12 protein-coding genes, 1 tRNA gene and 2 pseudogenes are annotated in these 15,122 nt (G+C 65.2%); 5 read left to right on the forward strand and 10 right to left on the reverse strand.

Annotated elements, in window-relative coordinates; translation table 11 throughout:
- Positions 1-260, forward strand: a 260-nt coding sequence (locus JWP60_RS02020; protein ID WP_299785887.1) for a LysR substrate-binding domain-containing protein, incomplete at its 5' end; no start/stop codon positions are given.
- A 644-nt stretch (positions 261-904) separates the two neighbouring features.
- On the opposite strand, the gene JWP60_RS02025 is transcribed toward JWP60_RS02020, so the two are convergent.
- Positions 905-1,495: a DsrE family protein gene (locus JWP60_RS02025; protein WP_299785889.1), complete on the reverse strand. Its 591-nt coding sequence runs from the start codon at positions 1,493-1,495 to the stop codon at positions 905-907.
- Between the two features lie 236 nt (positions 1,496-1,731).
- On the opposite strand from JWP60_RS02025, the gene JWP60_RS02030 reads away from it, so the two are divergent.
- Positions 1,732-1,881 (forward strand): hypothetical protein, encoded by a 150-nt coding sequence (locus JWP60_RS02030; protein ID WP_299785891.1) that lies wholly within the window; start codon positions 1,732-1,734, stop codon positions 1,879-1,881.
- A gap of 67 nt (positions 1,882-1,948) precedes the next feature.
- Here the strand turns inward: JWP60_RS02030 and JWP60_RS02035 are convergent, their stop codons facing one another.
- Positions 1,949-2,956: a LacI family DNA-binding transcriptional regulator gene (locus JWP60_RS02035; RefSeq protein WP_299785893.1), complete on the reverse strand. Its 1,008-nt coding sequence runs from the start codon at positions 2,954-2,956 to the stop codon at positions 1,949-1,951.
- Between the two features lie 214 nt (positions 2,957-3,170).
- On the opposite strand from JWP60_RS02035, the gene JWP60_RS02040 reads away from it, so the two are divergent.
- The 3 genes from JWP60_RS02040 to JWP60_RS02050 all read left to right on the forward strand — a co-directional run bounded on the left by JWP60_RS02040 (position 3,171) and on the right by JWP60_RS02050 (position 6,235).
- Positions 3,171-4,313 (forward strand): mandelate racemase/muconate lactonizing enzyme family protein, encoded by a 1,143-nt coding sequence (locus JWP60_RS02040; protein WP_299785895.1) that lies wholly within the window; start codon positions 3,171-3,173, stop codon positions 4,311-4,313.
- Between the two features lie 96 nt (positions 4,314-4,409).
- Positions 4,410-5,396 (forward strand): tripartite tricarboxylate transporter substrate binding protein, encoded by a 987-nt coding sequence (locus JWP60_RS02045; RefSeq protein ID WP_299785897.1) that lies wholly within the window; start codon positions 4,410-4,412, stop codon positions 5,394-5,396.
- A complete protein-coding gene (locus JWP60_RS02050; protein ID WP_299785899.1) occupies positions 5,354-6,235 on the forward strand; it encodes an amidohydrolase family protein in 882 nt (293 codons plus the stop codon). Before JWP60_RS02045 ends, JWP60_RS02050 begins: the two co-directional genes overlap by 43 nt.
- A gap of 11 nt (positions 6,236-6,246) precedes the next feature.
- On the opposite strand, the pseudogene JWP60_RS02055 reads toward JWP60_RS02050, so the two are convergent.
- The 8 genes and pseudogenes from JWP60_RS02055 to JWP60_RS02090 form a co-directional block, all read right to left on the reverse strand.
- A pseudogene (locus tag JWP60_RS02055) lies at positions 6,247-6,369 on the reverse strand (sulfite exporter TauE/SafE family protein); the annotation flags it as partial.
- A gap of 392 nt (positions 6,370-6,761) precedes the next feature.
- Positions 6,762-6,863, reverse strand: a pseudogene (locus tag JWP60_RS02060) (hypothetical protein); the annotation flags it as partial.
- A gap of 57 nt (positions 6,864-6,920) precedes the next feature.
- Entirely contained in the window at positions 6,921-7,730 is an 810-nt protein-coding gene (locus JWP60_RS02065) for an alpha/beta hydrolase (protein WP_299785901.1), read from the reverse strand.
- On the reverse strand, positions 7,717-8,346 hold the full coding sequence (locus tag JWP60_RS02070) for a hypothetical protein (RefSeq protein ID WP_299785903.1): 630 nt from the start codon (positions 8,344-8,346) through the stop codon (positions 7,717-7,719). The genes JWP60_RS02065 and JWP60_RS02070 overlap by 14 nt, the downstream gene beginning before the upstream one ends.
- Before the next feature lie 65 nt (positions 8,347-8,411).
- Entirely contained in the window at positions 8,412-8,705 is a 294-nt protein-coding gene (locus JWP60_RS02075) for a tripartite tricarboxylate transporter substrate-binding protein (RefSeq protein ID WP_299785905.1), read from the reverse strand.
- 256 nt (positions 8,706-8,961) lie between these two features.
- Positions 8,962-9,052, reverse strand: a tRNA-Ser gene (locus JWP60_RS02080).
- Between the two features lie 16 nt (positions 9,053-9,068).
- Positions 9,069-11,147: a response regulator gene (locus tag JWP60_RS02085; protein ID WP_299785907.1), complete on the reverse strand. Its 2,079-nt coding sequence runs from the start codon at positions 11,145-11,147 to the stop codon at positions 9,069-9,071.
- A 73-nt stretch (positions 11,148-11,220) separates the two neighbouring features.
- On the reverse strand, positions 11,221-15,122 hold a 3,902-nt coding region (locus tag JWP60_RS02090; RefSeq protein WP_299785909.1), incomplete at its 5' end, for a response regulator.

Below are 15,122 nucleotides of genomic sequence, written 5' to 3' on the forward strand. Positions count from 1 at the left end.
ACGCCGCGGCCCTGCAGGCCGTTGGCGTCGTGCAGATGCCCTCGCTGATGGTCCTCAAGGACTTGCTGCTCGGCAACCTGGTCGAGGTCCTGCCGCAGTGGGCCCCGCGCAGCGGCGTGATTCACGCGGTTTTTCCCTCGCGGCGGGGACTGCTGCCGTCCGTGCGCGGCCTGCTCGATTTCCTGGGATCGGAATTCGCCGCCCAAGCCCGCGCAGAGCAGGAGTCACTCTCCATCGCGACCAGTGCGGGCGCCCCATGACGCAGGTGCCGGAAATCATACGGGGTTCGTGCCGCCGGCGGCCAGGTGAACGCGACCGGGCAGCCTCGCGTTCATTGCAGCGGTCATCCGGCCGTCGCTTCCTGCAAGATGGGGCACACAGGCCAGCGTAGAAAGGTTTCTTGAGCACCGAGATTACGCTGCGATAGCGGACCAGCGTCCAATCGAAGAGGGAGTGGGTCACAGGGGTCCTCGCCGGTGGGTTGAACACCGCCGAAGCTTCGCTGAAGTCCGAGCTCGGACAGCAGCAGGTGCAACTCGGGTTCGCTGGGATGGCTAGGCCCCGTCCAAGCGCAGGACGTCAGCTGATCATTCAGGCTGAGTGCAACGCGAAGAGGTTCGTGTCTGTTTTGCCGATGCGGTAGGCAGTTGCATGGGAAATTGGAAGTGGCTCCAAATTCAGATCGCATGCCATCGTGCGCAGTGCTGCGCTGCCGCGACGGACCACACGCCGGGTCCGGGCCGATAACCATCCCAGTCGATTAGGGGTAAGGTGTCAAGGACAACAGGGGCATGGCGATCGGCCGTTTCCCTGGCGCCCAATCTGCTGTTGGCCGTGATCAGTCCCGGCGCCATGCCGTCGGTTTTCATTCCTGTCCTGCCTTTCGTTTCAGTCATCGCAGCCGCTACAAAGGCATCAGCCCATAGCCTTGGTTCTCAAGGATGGTGATCGTGGTCATGGCCGACAGGACCAGGGTGACGTTGGATGCGATCCACTCGTACTGGAAGTGATGCTCCGCCACCGCCTGGCCGCAGACGACGATCTCGACTCCTGCCGCACGCAGCTCGCGGATGATTTGCAGGTCCGGGTTGTCGACACCGAATTGCTGCCTGTAGTGCGCGTTGTCGAGCGCGGCAGCTGTGGCGTCTCCATGCAATACCGCCACGAACTTGCGATGGTCCGGCGGCACGCCGGCCCACGCGTACAGGTTGACGGCGCGCGCGACCTGGTCCAGCGAGGGGTTCACCTTGTCCGGCTTGTCGCCTTTGGTCAGGGAAAACACGATCTTGTAGGTCGCTGCCTTCTGCGGCTGATCGCCCGCATCGGGCAAGGGATGCATTTTTCCGAAGCCGGCCACGGTGGGTGTCTGCCAGAAATCCGCCGCAGGCCCGGCGCTGCCCTGGGCGTGGGACACGCCGACCGCAAACAGCCCCATGGAAAGCACTGCGGCGCGGATGAAGTTGGTGACGGGGGCGGGATGCAAGTGGTCGTTCATGCGCGTCCTTCATGGTCCGGTCCCGGATGGCGACTCACGCCCGGGTGTGAGTCGCCATTCCGAGCCCGCACGGCTTGCGCTGTGTGTCGCGAGCACCGGCCCCGCGTCACAGCGGTCACGCGCGGCCCGCTCGCTTCATTTGAACCACGCCGCCTCGAATCGGTAATCTTGACGTGACGCGGGAAGCTCTCAATGCGGCCTCTGCATCCGCCGTTCAATGGAAGGAAGGAGAGCGAATGGCCAAACCCGAACGCTTCACCAGCGCCACTGGCGCTCCCGTCCCGGACAACACCAACATCCTGACCGCCGGCCGCCGCGGCCTGTCAGATTCGCTGCCGGCCACCAGTTCGTCAAAGGCACGCTGGTGGCCGGCTACAACGACCTGAAGGCACTGATCGACAGCGGCGAGCTCAAGACGCTGCTGGTGCGCTGACCGCGCTCAATTCCGGCGGATCACCCGGGTGCTGCGGTCGATTGACGCTCGACGATCTGAAAACCGACGTCGACAATGGATTTGGAAATCGGCTGGTCATTGCAGCGTGCAATGATCATCTCGGCGGCGAGTTTTCCGATGCCTGCGCCGTCCACATCCACGGTTGTGAGCGATGGCTGCGAATGCGCCGCGAAGTCGGCGTTGCCAAAGCCGCACACCGCCAGATCTCCGGGAACGCGCAAACCGCGAGCCAGTGCCTCGGCCATCACGCCTTGCGCGAGCTGGTCCGAACTGCAATAGATGGCTTCGACGCGGGGATCCTGTGCAAGGACTTCGGACAGGGCGCGACGACCGAGTTCCATGCTGCTCGGCGCCGGAACCATGGCGGTCGGGACTTCCCGCCCGCAGGCCGCCAGGAAGCCTTCGCGTCGCAGCGCGCCGCGATGATCGTCGCCGGTGGCGATCGCAAGATGCTTGTATCCCCGTGCCAGGAAGAAGCCCGCGATGGCGCTGCCGACCTTGATGTGAGAGAAGCCCACGACCATGTCCACTGGATGATCGGTCAGGTCCCAGGTCTCGACCACCGGAATGCCGACTTTTTGCAGGCGCGCCCGGGCCGCGGCGGAATGAACCAGGCCGGTGATGATGATGCCGTCGGGCCGGCGGCCGATCATCGTGTGCAGCAGCGGCTCTTCGCGCGAATGGTCATAGCCGCTCTGCCCGAGGATCAGTTGATAGCCTGCCCGGTCGAGCACCTGCGTCATCGACTGAAGCGTCGGCAGGAATTGCGCCACGGACACGGCGGGCACCAAGCCGGCAATCAGCAGGCTGCGCTTTGACTTGAAGCCGCCGGCCACCAGGTTGGGGATGTAGCCGGTGGCCTCGACCGCCTTGCGGACTTTCTCGATGGTTTCTTGTGCGACCACGCCGGGATTGCTCAGCGACCGGGAGGCGGTCATGCGCGAGACGCCTGCCTCTCGGGCAACGTCATTCAACGTGGCGGCTCGCGGAACTTTCAAGGTGGGCATGTGAGAGGTGGAGTGGGCGCGCTGCCAACGGCCCATTGTCGGGCATTGCGATTTTCTCTTGACGTCGCGAATGGGAACGATACCATGCGTCGCCCGGTTGCTTGTTCCGCCTGGGATCGGGAGCGCTCCTAATGAGCATCCCGATTTGTTGACGTTTGATTAGAGCAGCTTAAGCAAAAAATGTTACCGTTCCCAGACATACTTGAAGATCGACATGAGCACTGGTAGCAGCCGGCGGGGCGACGAAATTTCGTGGATCCGCGTGTCCTCCTGCTACCTGCCGCTCGCCAACCCGATCAGTGACGCGAAAGTGCTCACCGGGCGGCAAAAGCCCATGACGGAAATCGCGATCCTGTTCGCGGAGATCAAGACGGCCGATGGGCGCGATGGGCTCGGCTTCAGCTATTCCAAGCGCGCGGGCGGCCCGGGCCAGTTTGCCCACGCCAAGGAAATCGCGCCCGCGCTGCTCGGCGAAGATCCCAATGACATCGCCAAGCTGTGGGACAAGCTGTGCTGGGCCGGCGCCTCGGTGGGCCGCAGCGGCCTGTCTACGCAGGCCATCGGCGCATTCGACGTCGCGCTCTACGACATGAAGGCAAAGCGCGCCGGCCTGTCATTGGCGAAGCTGCTGGGCTCGTATCGCGACTCCGTACGCTGCTACAACACGTCGGGGGGCTTCCTGCATGCGCCGCTCGATCAACTCACGGTCAATGCCAAGGCGTCGATCGCGCGCGGCATCGGTGGCATCAAGCTCAAGGTGGGGCAACCCGACAAGGCCCTCGACATCCGTCGTGTCGAAGCCGTGCGAAAGCAACTGGGTGACGATGTCGCCTTGATGGTCGATGCGAATCAGCAGTGGGATCGGCCGACCGCACAGCGGATGTGCCGGATCTTCGAGCAGTTCAACCTGACCTGGATCGAAGAGCCTCTCGATGCGTATGACCACGAAGGGCACGCGGCGCTGGCCGTCCAGTTCGATACGCCGATCGCCACCGGCGAGATGCTGACCAGCGCAGCCGAGCATGGCGACCTGATCCGGCACCGCGCCGCCGACTACCTGATGCCCGATGCGCCGCGGGTGGGCGGCATCACGCCGTTCCTCAAGATCGCCGCGCAAGCGGAAAGCGCCGGCCTCATGCTGGCCCCGCACTTCGCCATGGAACTTCACGTCCATCTGGCGGCGGCCTACCCGCGCGAGCCCTGGGTCGAGCATTTCGAATGGCTCGAGCCCTTGTTCAACGAGCGCATCGAGATCAAGGATGGCCGGATGCTGGTGCCCACGCGGCCGGGACTCGGGCTGTCGCTCAGCGAGAAGACGGCGGCCTGGACGCGCGAGACGGCTGAATTTCGTGCCTGAATTCGCGCCTGAGTTCATGGCTGAGTGCCGTAGCGTCGATACCGACCATTTCGCAAACCAAGGCGCGCCGTCCGGGCGCGCACAACCAAGGATGACATGAAGACTACCCGTTGCAGATTCGCCTGCGCGCTCACGCTGACCCTGGCGTTCGGCGCAACCATGACAGTGTCGGCGCAGACCGCCACCTACCCGACCAAGCCGATTCGCATCATCGTGCCGTTCGGTCCCGGCGGGCCCTCGGACCTGATGGCGCGCGTCGTCGGGCGGCAGCTGCAGGCCGCATGGGGCAAGCCCGTGATCGTGGACAACCGTGTCGGCGCCGGGGGCGGCGTGGGCGCGGAGCTGGTCGCGAAGGGTCCGGCCGACGGCTATACGCTCCTGATGGGCACGATCGGCACGCATGTCTTCAATCCGTCGATCTATGCGCGTCTGCCGTACGACCCCGTCAAGCAGTTCGCACCGGTGGCCTTCGTCTCGGATGCGGAAGGCGTGCTGGTCGTCAATGCTTCGGTGCAGGCCTCGACCCCGGCCGAAATCATCGCGCTGGCACGCAAGCAGCCCAAGGTGCTGAACTTCGGATCCGGCGGCCCGGGGACGTCGAGCCACCTGGCCGGGGAGCTGTTCAAGGCGATCGCGAAGGTCGACATCACCCACGTACCTTACAGAAGCAACGTGGCCGCCATTGCCGACGTAGCCGGCGCGCAGGTCACGATGGGATTCATTCCGCTTGCGCCCGCCATCCCGTTCATCAAGAGCAATCGATTGAAGGCGATCGCGACCCTGGGCTCGGCGCGATCCCTGGCGCTGCCCGACGTGCCCACGCTGGCCGAGTCCGGCTTGCCGGGTTTCGAGGTGCGCAACTGGTGCGCGATCTTCGCGCCGGTGCAAACGCCCGCGCCTATCGTTGCGAAGCTCAATGCCGAGATCAGGCGGATCATGAACACGCCGGAAGTCAAGGCGCAATTGGTGCGGGAGGCGCAGAGCTACACCGACATGACGCCCGAAGAACTCGGCAAGTTCGTCCAGGCGGAGACCGTGAAGTGGACGCCGATCGTCAAAGCATCGGGCGCGAGGGCCGACTGATGTTCATTGTCGATTCGCAAGTCCACATCTGGGCGCCTGAGTCGCCCGAGGAACCCTGGCCAAAGGTTTCGGGGCCGGAGATGAACGCGGGGCCGCGGTTCTCCGCGGACGACCTGCTGCGCGAGATGGATGCGGCAGGTGTGGCCCGGGCGGTGCTCGTGCCGCCCGCACACGCGGGCAATCGCAATGAACTATCGATCGCCGCCGCCATGGCGCATCCGGATCGATTTGCGGTCATGGGGCGCCTGGCGCTCGACCAGCGAGCGAACCGCGGCCTGATCGATTCGTGGATGGACCAGCCGGGCATTGTCGGGATGCGCCTCAACGTGCGCACCGAACCGGGGCGAAGCTGGCTCTCGGACGGCACGCTCGACTGGTTCTGGCCTGCGGCCGAGCGAGCCGGCATTCCCTTGATGATTCATGCAACCGGCGTGCTGGACCGGATCGGCGAGATCGCGCACCGCCATCCCGGATTGAAGATCGCGATCGATCACCTGGCGCTTCATCGCGACGTGGACCAGAAGCCGTATGTGAACCACGCCACGCTGGCTGCGTTGTGCGACATCGCGATCCATCCCAATATCGCCGTGAAGGCCTCGGCGTTGCCGTACTTCTCGGCGCAGCCCTATCCATTTGCCGATCTGCACGCGCCGATTCGCCAGGTGTTCGATGCGTACGGGCCGCGTCGCGTGTTCTGGGGCACCGATCTGACGCGGCGCACGTGCACGTACACCGAAGCGGTGGAGCTGTTCACCAAGGCGCTTCCATGGCTGGGCGAGGCCGACCAGCAATGGGTCATGGGACGAGCCCTCTGCGAGTGGCTCGATTGGAGCGCTTGATCTTGCCCCGGTCAGATGTTCAGCGCCGATTTCCCGAGCAGGCCGACCGCGACGATCACCAGGACGATCGAAAAGCCACGCTGAACGTGTCGCGACGCGAGGCGGCTCGAGCCCCAGCGTCCCGCCAGCATGCCGCCGACCACATCCCATAGCTGGTCACCCTACCCGCTGGAAAGGTTTGCTCCCTCGAGCGACGCTCCGCGCAAGGCACTGGAAGTGCAGTTGGCCAGCGCGTCCGTCCATCCGAAAGCAGCCGACGCCTTGGTGCGTGCCCGGTAAGCGTGGCCGATAGCGCTGCCGATACTGTTGAAGCGAAGGCGGCCAACTCGCCCGTCAGCCGCTGCGCTACTGGATGGCCTGGTTCCAGATCCGCTACGGCGGCGAGCTGCAGCTGCCCGTGCACGTGGCCACCGTTGCCCAGTTCGTGGTAGACCACGCCGAGAGCCGACCCGCCGCCGGCGACCAGCAGCTGCCGCCCGCGCATGACGCGCGCCTCGTGGCCGCTGGCATCAAGGCACGGCTCGGTCCGCTCGCGCAATTGCCGCTTCCATTCAACGATCTGCGTCGGATGCAGCTCGAAATGCCTGGTCAACTCCGCCAGCGTTTTGTCCTCGCGCAGCGCGGCCACGGCTACTTGGGCTTTGAACGCCGGCGTGTGAGTGCGGCGGGTGCGCCGATCGGATTCTCACGCATCTCTCGCGTCCCGATGCAAGAATCGCTCGATGGCGTCGTTCACAGTATCCGCGTGGGTGATCGGACCCATGTGTCCAAGCCCATCGAGTTGGACGACATGCACATTGGGAAGGACTTGTGACAAGAGTCGGGTCACCGCGCGCGCAGGGGCTCGAGTCTTCGATCCGATCATAAGTAGCACGGGCATTTGCAGCTTGCCAAAGGCGGCGAGCGGTGTAGGTTCACCAAATAGCGCATTGCCCCACTCCTTCATGTGAGCTATCGAGCCTTCGATCGAATGTCGCTGCGCTTCCGATCGTGCGAGCCAGGATCCCGCACCCATCCAGTAGTCAGTGAACAATTGCGCGGCTGTGGCTCGATCCCCGCGTGCCAACGATTCCACGGCTTTTTGAACGATCAATCGAATGCCGTCTGCCTCATTGGGTGGCGCAGACCAGGCATCGACGAGGCTTACCAATGTAGGCTCATATAGCGCCAGCGCGCGAACGCGCTCTGGCTGCTGCACCGCTGCTACCAGAGCGACGGAAGCCCCGTAAGAATGCCCCACGAGCACGAACGGATCGCCGGCACGCTTGAAAACAGGCTCTAGCAGGGCGACTTCATCGCCAAGCGTTAGGTGTCCCGTCGCCGGCCAAGGCGGCCCCTTCCCCGCGCCAAAGCCGTCAGGTGCAAGGACATGGAAGCTCGGCGCCAGTTTTTCCATCAGCGCGCGCCACTGAGAGGAACTGCTCGCGTTCGAATGCAGGCAGATGACGCCCAGGCCGTTGCCCGATTCGCGGAAAAACGGCTCAATGATTGGCACGGGACCTCGCTACGCAAAAATCGAACCGATTGAAAGGCCTTTCGGAGCTCTTCGACAAAAAGAGTCGCTTGCTCCCAGGCAGCGAAATGACCGCGCTTTTCGACGATGTTCCATAGTAAAGCCTGGACCATAACGCCGCGGCCCAGGCCCGCGGTGGACGGATCGTCTCCTTCTGAAAAACAGTTGCGGTCATCGGCAGATCGATCGCACCCGCGTTGAGACCAAAGGGGAAAGTGCTGCGCGAGTTCTCCCAATAGAACCGGGCTGCGGAACCGGCCGTCCCGGCGAACGTATAGAGGGAAGTGTCGTCAAGCGTCTCGTCGATCGTTAGCGCCTCGGAGTGATCTTCGTGGTCGGTCCAATCGTGCAGCTTTTCGTAGATCCAGCTCGCTTGGGCAAGTGGTGAATCGAGCAGCGCATAGGCAATCGTCTGGGGTTTGGTCGCCTGCATCCTGAAGTAGCCTGCGAGCTTGCCGCGACTGTCAGCGTGCCGTTGGATGTCCGCGTAAACCGCACTTTCTTCGTTCGTCATGTTTGCGGGAGGCAGAGCGGGCACGACGAGTTGCCAATTGACGTGCGCCGCCACCACTCCCGCTGGCCGCTGCTGCGCGAGCACGTGGGTAATCGTCGACCCCCAGTCCCCGCCTTGCGCGAGCCAGTGGTCGCAACCGAGTCGAAGCATCAATTGCCCCCAAGCCCGGGCCGTTCGGAATCGGTCCCGGCCTGCACGCCGATCGTGTAGCCGTCGGGGGCCGGCTTGGCGATCACGTCCGAACCGATGATGGACGACGCGCCGGGCCTGTTGTCCACGATGACCGTCTGCTTCAGGCTGGCAGAGACGATCTCGGCATATGCACGCGCGCCCGAGTCGGCGTTTCCGCCCGCCGCATAGGGAACAACGATGCGAATCGGCGCCTTGCCGGGCCACTCCTGCGCCCAGGGGGGGATCTGTACGACGGAATGCGCAACACCCAAGTGCGCGCGCCGGCGGCCGTCTCTTGCAGATGCAGCCCGGCCACGCCGCCCACGGCATACAGCCCCGGATGCGCCAAGCGACGCACCTGCAGGTCAGTCAGTTCGGCGGCTTTGCGCGGCACTCCGTGGCTCCATCCAACTTCCTACCCGACAATATAGGCGGGATTTAGCGGGATGACAAGGGACGGTGCGGGACGGGAAAGTGACTGCTTTCCCAATGAAAAAGCCCCTCGCGGGGCCTTTTTAGAGTGCGTGCTGGCGGAGAGGGCGGGATTCGAACCCGCGGAGGGCTGTTAACCCTCACACGCTTTCCAGGCGTGCGCCTTAAACCGCTCATCCACCTCTCCAGCAAGCCTGCGATTATCACACAGTCACCAGGGCCGCTTTTCGGGCTTCCTGAGGATTGGCCAACATGGCCAGCAGCGCATTCACGTCGGCCGGCTTGACCATGTGGAAGTCGAAGCCGGCCTGCGCCGAGCGCGAGCGGCTTTCCGCTTCGCCGTACCCGGTCAGCGCGATCAGCAGCGCATGCTGCGACTCGGGCAGGCTGCGCAGGCCAAGCGCCACCTCGAAGCCGTTCATGCCGGGCAGGCCGATGTCCAGCAGGACGACGTCGGGGCGGAATTCGCGGGCGATGTCCAGCGCCTCCTGCCCCTCGTTGGCCACGCGCACCTCGAAGCCTTCCATCTCCAGCAGCGTCATCAGCGTCTCGGCCGATGCGGCGAGGTCGTCGACCACCAGGATGCGCGAGGGCATGGCCGTGGCCGGCGCGCTGCGATGCGTAACGCCGGGCAGCGGCGCCGCCGGCTGCGAGGCCACCACCTTGGCCGGCAAGGCGATCGTCACCTGCGCGCCCTTGCCCAGCCCCTCGCTGGTGGCCCACACGCGGCCGCCATGCAGTTCGACCAGGTGCTTCACCAGCGTCAGGCCGATGCCCAGGCCGCCTTGCGACCGGTCCAGCGACTGGTCGGCCTGCGCGAACAGGTCGAACATGTGCGGCAGGAACTCCGGCGCGATGCCGGCGCCCTCGTCCTTCACGAGGATCTGCAGTTCGCCCTCGCGATAGCTCGCGTGCAGGCAGATGCGGCTGCCGGTCGGCGAGAACTTGCAGGCGTTGTTGATCAAGTTGGACAGCACCTGCGACAGGCGCACGGCGTCGCCCTCCAGCTCTATGTTCTCCGTGGGCAGCACCACGTCGAGCTCCTGCTCGCGCGCACCCAGGCGCGGCGAGCTGGCCTCCACCGAGCGCTCGATCAGCGTGGCGAGTTGCAGCTTCTCCGGCTTCACCGCCACCTTGCCCTGCACGATGCGCGAGACGTCCAGCAGGTCGTCGATCAGCCTGGCCATGTGATCGGCCTGGCGGCCGATGACGTCGCGGGCCCATGCGAGCTTGGGCGGCAATTCCTCGGCGCTGGCCAGGATGTGCACGGCGTTGCGGATGGGCGCCAGCGGATTGCGCAACTCGTGCGCCAACATCGCGAGGAATTCGTTCTTGCGCCGGTCCGCCTCCTGCACGGCCGAATAGAGCCGCGCGTTCTCCATGGCGATCGAGGCGCGGCTGGCGAATTCGCGGATCAGCGCGATGCGCGGCGGATCGAAGCTGTCGCCGGTGCCCAGGAGGGCCAGCGCGCCGCGGATCTCGTCGCCGGCCATCAGCGGGCAGATGGCGGCGCTCCGCTCGTCGCCGAGGGTGGCGAGCTGGAACTGCTTGTCGCGGATCACCCGGTCGGCGACCACGCGCAGTTCGGGTGTGAACACCTCGGGATCGTCGGCCCGTGGAGCCGGATGCATCTCGAGCCGGCGCACGCCGCCGTCCTTGTCCGGGATGCCGACGATGGCGCGCTCGCACAGCATGGGCACGCACAGGTCGAGCACGGCGGCAATCGTGTCGTCCAGGTTGAGCGAGCGGGACAGCACCTGGCTGGCCTCCGCCAGAAAATCAGCGCGATGGATCGCGTCTTCGGCGGCCGCGCGTGCTGCCTCCGAGCGGGCCAGCGCCTCGCGTTGCGCCGCCTGCTTTTGCAGCTGGCGGTTCATGCGGAACAGCTCGACGAAAACCCGCACCTTCGAGCGCAGCACCTCCGGCACCACCGGCGATGGGATGTAGTCGACCGCGCCCAGGGCATAGCCGCGCCGCGCCTGCAGTTCGTCGACGTAGGCGGTGATGAAGACGATCGGTGTCTGGGCCGACTTCTTGTACTGGCGGATCAGGCTGGCCGTCTCGAGCCCGTCGATATCGGGCATGTTGACGTCCAGCAGGATCACCGCGAACTCCATCTCGAGGATGAACTTCAGGGCCTCCTGCCCGGACCGGGCGCTGACGATGTTCTGGTCGAGCTCCTCGAGGATCGTCCGGAAGACGATGTGTTTCTCCGCGAGGTCGTCCACCACCAGGATGTTGACCTTCTCGGGGCTGTCCTGCGGGCTCGCAGTGCGCGTCACCAGATTCCCTTCATGCGTCAGCTCAGTCGTTCGGGTCACGGCACGCCCTGGCGTCACCGGACCCGGGTTCCGGCTACTGCTGCAGCCAGGCACGCAGCACCGCCAGCAGGTCCGGCGTATTGACCGGCTTGGCCAGGTAATCCCAGGCCCCTGCCTCGATGCACTTCTCGCGGTCGCCCCTCATGGCCTTCGCGGTCACGGCGATCATAGGCAGATTCCGCCCCTGCGGGAGCTTGCGGATCTCCTTCATCGTCGCCATGCCGTCCATCTCCGGCATCATGATGTCCATCAGGACCACCTGGATGCCCGGGTCGTTGGCCACGCGGTTGATCGCCTCGCGGCCGTTGTCGGCCCACACGATGTCCATGCCGTGCTCTTCCAGCACGGTGGCCAGCGCGAAGATGTTGCGCATGTCGTCGTCGACGATCAGCACCCGCTTGCCGGCCAGCGGCTTGGCGGACTCGTACACGTTGTCGATCACGTTGCGCTTGAGCTCGGGCAGGCGTGCCAGGCTGCGGTGCAGCGCGATCAGCGTCTCGTCGAACAGCTTGGGCGAGCCGTGCACGTCATGCACCGTGAGGCCGTCGTCCGAGTGCCAGGCATGGCGCGCGCCGCCCTCCCCCCGGTACAGGATCAGCGGCATCGGCCCGATGCTCGCCTGCGCGGAGATCGCCCGGCGGAAGTCCCGCGGGTCGCTGTTGCCGAAGCCGTCCTCCAGCACCACGGCGTCGAAGCGGTTGTCCTCCAGGGCCTTGAGCAGTTGCTGCGGCGTGGCGACGATGGTCACGTCGATCTGCTCGCCCTCGATCTGCGCCAGCAGGTCGTTGCGGACCTCGCGGTCGTCGAGCGCCACCAGCAGGCTCTTCTCGGGACGGGACACGTAGTCGTGCAGCTTCTCGAGCATGCCGTCCAGCACTTCCTTGGAGCGGATCGGCTTCTCGACGAAGGCCAGCGCGCCGGACTTGAAAGCGCGGTCCTTGCTGTCGTCGGTGGAGATCACGCACACCGGCACATGGCGCAGCGCCAGGTCGTGCTTGATGCGATCGAGCACGCGCCAGCCGGCCATGTCGGGCAGGTGCATGTCGAGGGTCACCGCCGACGGCTTGTGCTGGCTGGCCAGCGTGAGGGCGCCGGCACCCAGCGTGGTGACCAGTCCCTTGAAGCCCTTGGCACGCGCCGCATCGAGCAGGAAGCGCGCGAAGGCCAGGTCGTTCTCGACGATCAGCAGCACCTGGTCGCCGCCGTGGATGCTGTCGCGGTCGTCGTTGGCCACGTTGTCGGTGGCGACTTCCTCGGTCCCTACCAGGGCGTTCATGGTGTCCTGCACCACGTCCGCGCCAGCCGGCCCGCTCTGCACCGCGGGCTGCGGCAGCCGCTTGGGCACGGGAGTGATGGTCGGCTCGCCGCGGAAGTCGCTCGACACGCGCCGCGCCGCCCGCGTGGCCATGTAGACCAGCGGCAGGTACAGGGTGAAGGTCGAACCCTGCCCCGGCGCCGACACCAGGCGGATCTCGCCGCCCAGCAGCTTGGACAGCTCGCGGCTGATGGCCAGGCCCAGGCCCGTGCCGCCGTACTTGCGGCTGGTGGAGCCGTCGGCCTGCTGGAAGGCCTCGAAGATGATCTGCTGCTTGTCCGGCGAGATGCCGATGCCGGTGTCCGACACCGAGAAGGCGATCACCTGCTGGGCGCGCCCGAGGTCCTCGTTGTCGTTGCTCCAGCCCGCGAACACTTCTTCGAGCGTCAGCGTGACGTGGCCCTGGTGCGTGAACTTGAAGGCGTTGGACAGCAGGTTCTTCAGGATCTGCTGCAGGCGCTTGGCATCCGTGACCATCGACGCCGGCAGGTTGAGGCCGGTGCGGACGGTGAAGTCCACGTTCTTGGCTTCGGCCACGTGGCGGAAGGTGCGCTCCACATAAAGCTGCAGGTCCGACAACCGCAGGTCGTTGACGTCCACGACCACAGTGCCCGACTCGATCTTCGAGAGGTCGAGGATGTCGTTGATCAGCATCAGCAGGTCGTTGCCGGACGAGTGGATCGTCTTGGCGAACTCCACCTGCTTGGGCGTGAGGTTACCCTCGGGGTTCTTGCACAACTGGTCGGACAGGATCAGCAGCGAGTTCAGTGGCGTGCGCAGCTCGTGCGACATGTTGGCCAGGAACTCGGACTTGTACTTGGAGGTCAGCGCGAGCTGCTTGGCCTTTTCCTCCAGCGCCTGCCGGGCCTGTTCCACTTCCGCGTTCTTGCGCTCCACCTCCTGGTTCTGGTGGGCGAGCAGGCGGGCCTTCTCCTGCAGTTCCTCGTTGGTCTGCTGCAGTTCTTCCTGGCGCGACTGCAGTTCCTGCGCCAGCGACTGCGACTGCGCCAGCAGGTCCTCGGTCCGCATGTTGGCCTCGATCGTGTTGATCACGATACCGATCGATTCGGTCAACTGGTCGAGGAAGGCCTGGTGGGTCGGGTTGAAGCGTTCGATCGAGGCCAGCTCGATCACGCCCCGCACCTGCCCTTCGAAGATGATGGGAAGGACCAGCACGTTCAGCGGCTGCGTCTCGGTCAGGCCGGAGGCGATCTTCAGCGTCTCGGGGAAGCTGGAGGTCAGCACGATCTTCTTCTTGTCGAAGGCGGCCTGGCCGACGAGCCCTTGCCCCAGGTCGACCTCCTTGCCGTAGGCACCGTGGCCGTCCGAGGCATACGACGCCATCAGGCGCAGCTTGGGCTGCTCCTGCGTGTAGCGCAGCACGTAGAACTCGGCTTGCTGGGCGCTCACCACCGGCGCCAGCTCCGACAGGATCAGGTGACCCACCGCGACCAGGTCGCGCTGGCCCTGCAGCATCCGCGAGAACTTGGCCAGGTTGGTCTTCAGCCAGTCCTGCTCGGTGTTCACCTGCGTCGTGTCGCGCAGGTTGCGGATCATCTCGTTGATCGTGTCCTTCAGCGCCGCCACTTCGCCTTGCGCTTCCACGGTGATGGATCGCGTCAGGTCACCCTGCGTCACGGCGGTGGCCACTTCGGCGATCGCTCGCACCTGCGTGGTGAGGTTGGCGGCCAGCTGGTTCACGTTTTCGGTCAGGCCCTTCCAGGTGCCCGCGGCGCCCGGCACTTTCGCCTGGCCCCCCAGCTTGCCTTCGACGCCCACTTCGCGCGCCACCGTGGTCACCTGGTCGGCGAAGGTCGCGAGCGTGTCGGTCATCGAGTTGATCGTGTCGGCGAGCGAGGCGATCTCGCCCTTGGCTTCCACGGTCAGCTTCTGTTCGAGGTCGCCGTTGGCCACGGCGGTCACCACCTTGGCGATACCGCGCACCTGCGAGGTCAGGTTGCCGGCCATGAAGTTCACGTTGTCCGTGAGGTCCTTCCAGGTGCCGGCCACGCCTTGCACATAGGCCTGGCCACCGAGCTTGCCTTCGGTACCCACTTCGCGCGCCACCCGGGTCACTTCGGAGGCAAACGAGGAGAGCTGGTCCACCATGGTGTTGATGGTGTTCTTCAGCTCCAGGATCTCGCCCTTCACGTCCACCGTGATCTTCTTGGAAAGGTCACCGGCGGCCACTGCCTTGGTCACGTCGGCAATGTTGCGCACCTGCGAGGTGAGGTTGCCGGCCATGAAGTTCACGTTGTCGGTCAGGTCCTTCCAGGTACCGGCCACACCCTGCACGTAGGCCTGGCCACCGAGCTTGCCCTCGGTACCCACTTCGCGCGCCACCCGTGTCACCTCCGAAGCGAAGCTTCGCAGCTGGTCCACCATCGTGTTGATGGTGTTCTTCAGCTCCAGGATTTCGCCCTTCACGTCCACCGTGATCTTCTTGGAGAGGTCACCGGCCGCCACCGCGGTGGTCACCTCCGCGATGTTCCGCACCTGCGCCGTCAAATTGCCGGCCATGGAGTTGACCGAGTCCGTCAAGTCCTTCCAGGTCCCGGCCACGCCTTGCACGTCGGCCTGGCCACCCAGCTTGCCTTCGGTCCCCACTTCGCGCGCCACGC

It is taken from the genome of Ramlibacter sp., assembly GCF_028291745.1.
Classification (GTDB): domain Bacteria; phylum Pseudomonadota; class Gammaproteobacteria; order Burkholderiales; family Burkholderiaceae_C; genus Ramlibacter.

Coding starts and splice junctions, on each gene's coding strand:
- JWP60_RS02030 (WP_299785891.1), top strand. CDS start 1,732: ATGGCCAAACCCGAACGCTTCACCAGCGCCACTGGCGCTCCCGTCCCG.
- JWP60_RS02025 (WP_299785889.1), bottom strand. CDS start 1,495: ATGAACGACCACTTGCATCCCGCCCCCGTCACCAACTTCATCCGCGCC.
- JWP60_RS02045 (WP_299785897.1), top strand. CDS start 4,410: ATGAAGACTACCCGTTGCAGATTCGCCTGCGCGCTCACGCTGACCCTG.
- JWP60_RS02040 (WP_299785895.1), top strand. CDS start 3,171: ATGAGCACTGGTAGCAGCCGGCGGGGCGACGAAATTTCGTGGATCCGC.
- JWP60_RS02035 (WP_299785893.1), bottom strand. CDS start 2,956: ATGCCCACCTTGAAAGTTCCGCGAGCCGCCACGTTGAATGACGTTGCC.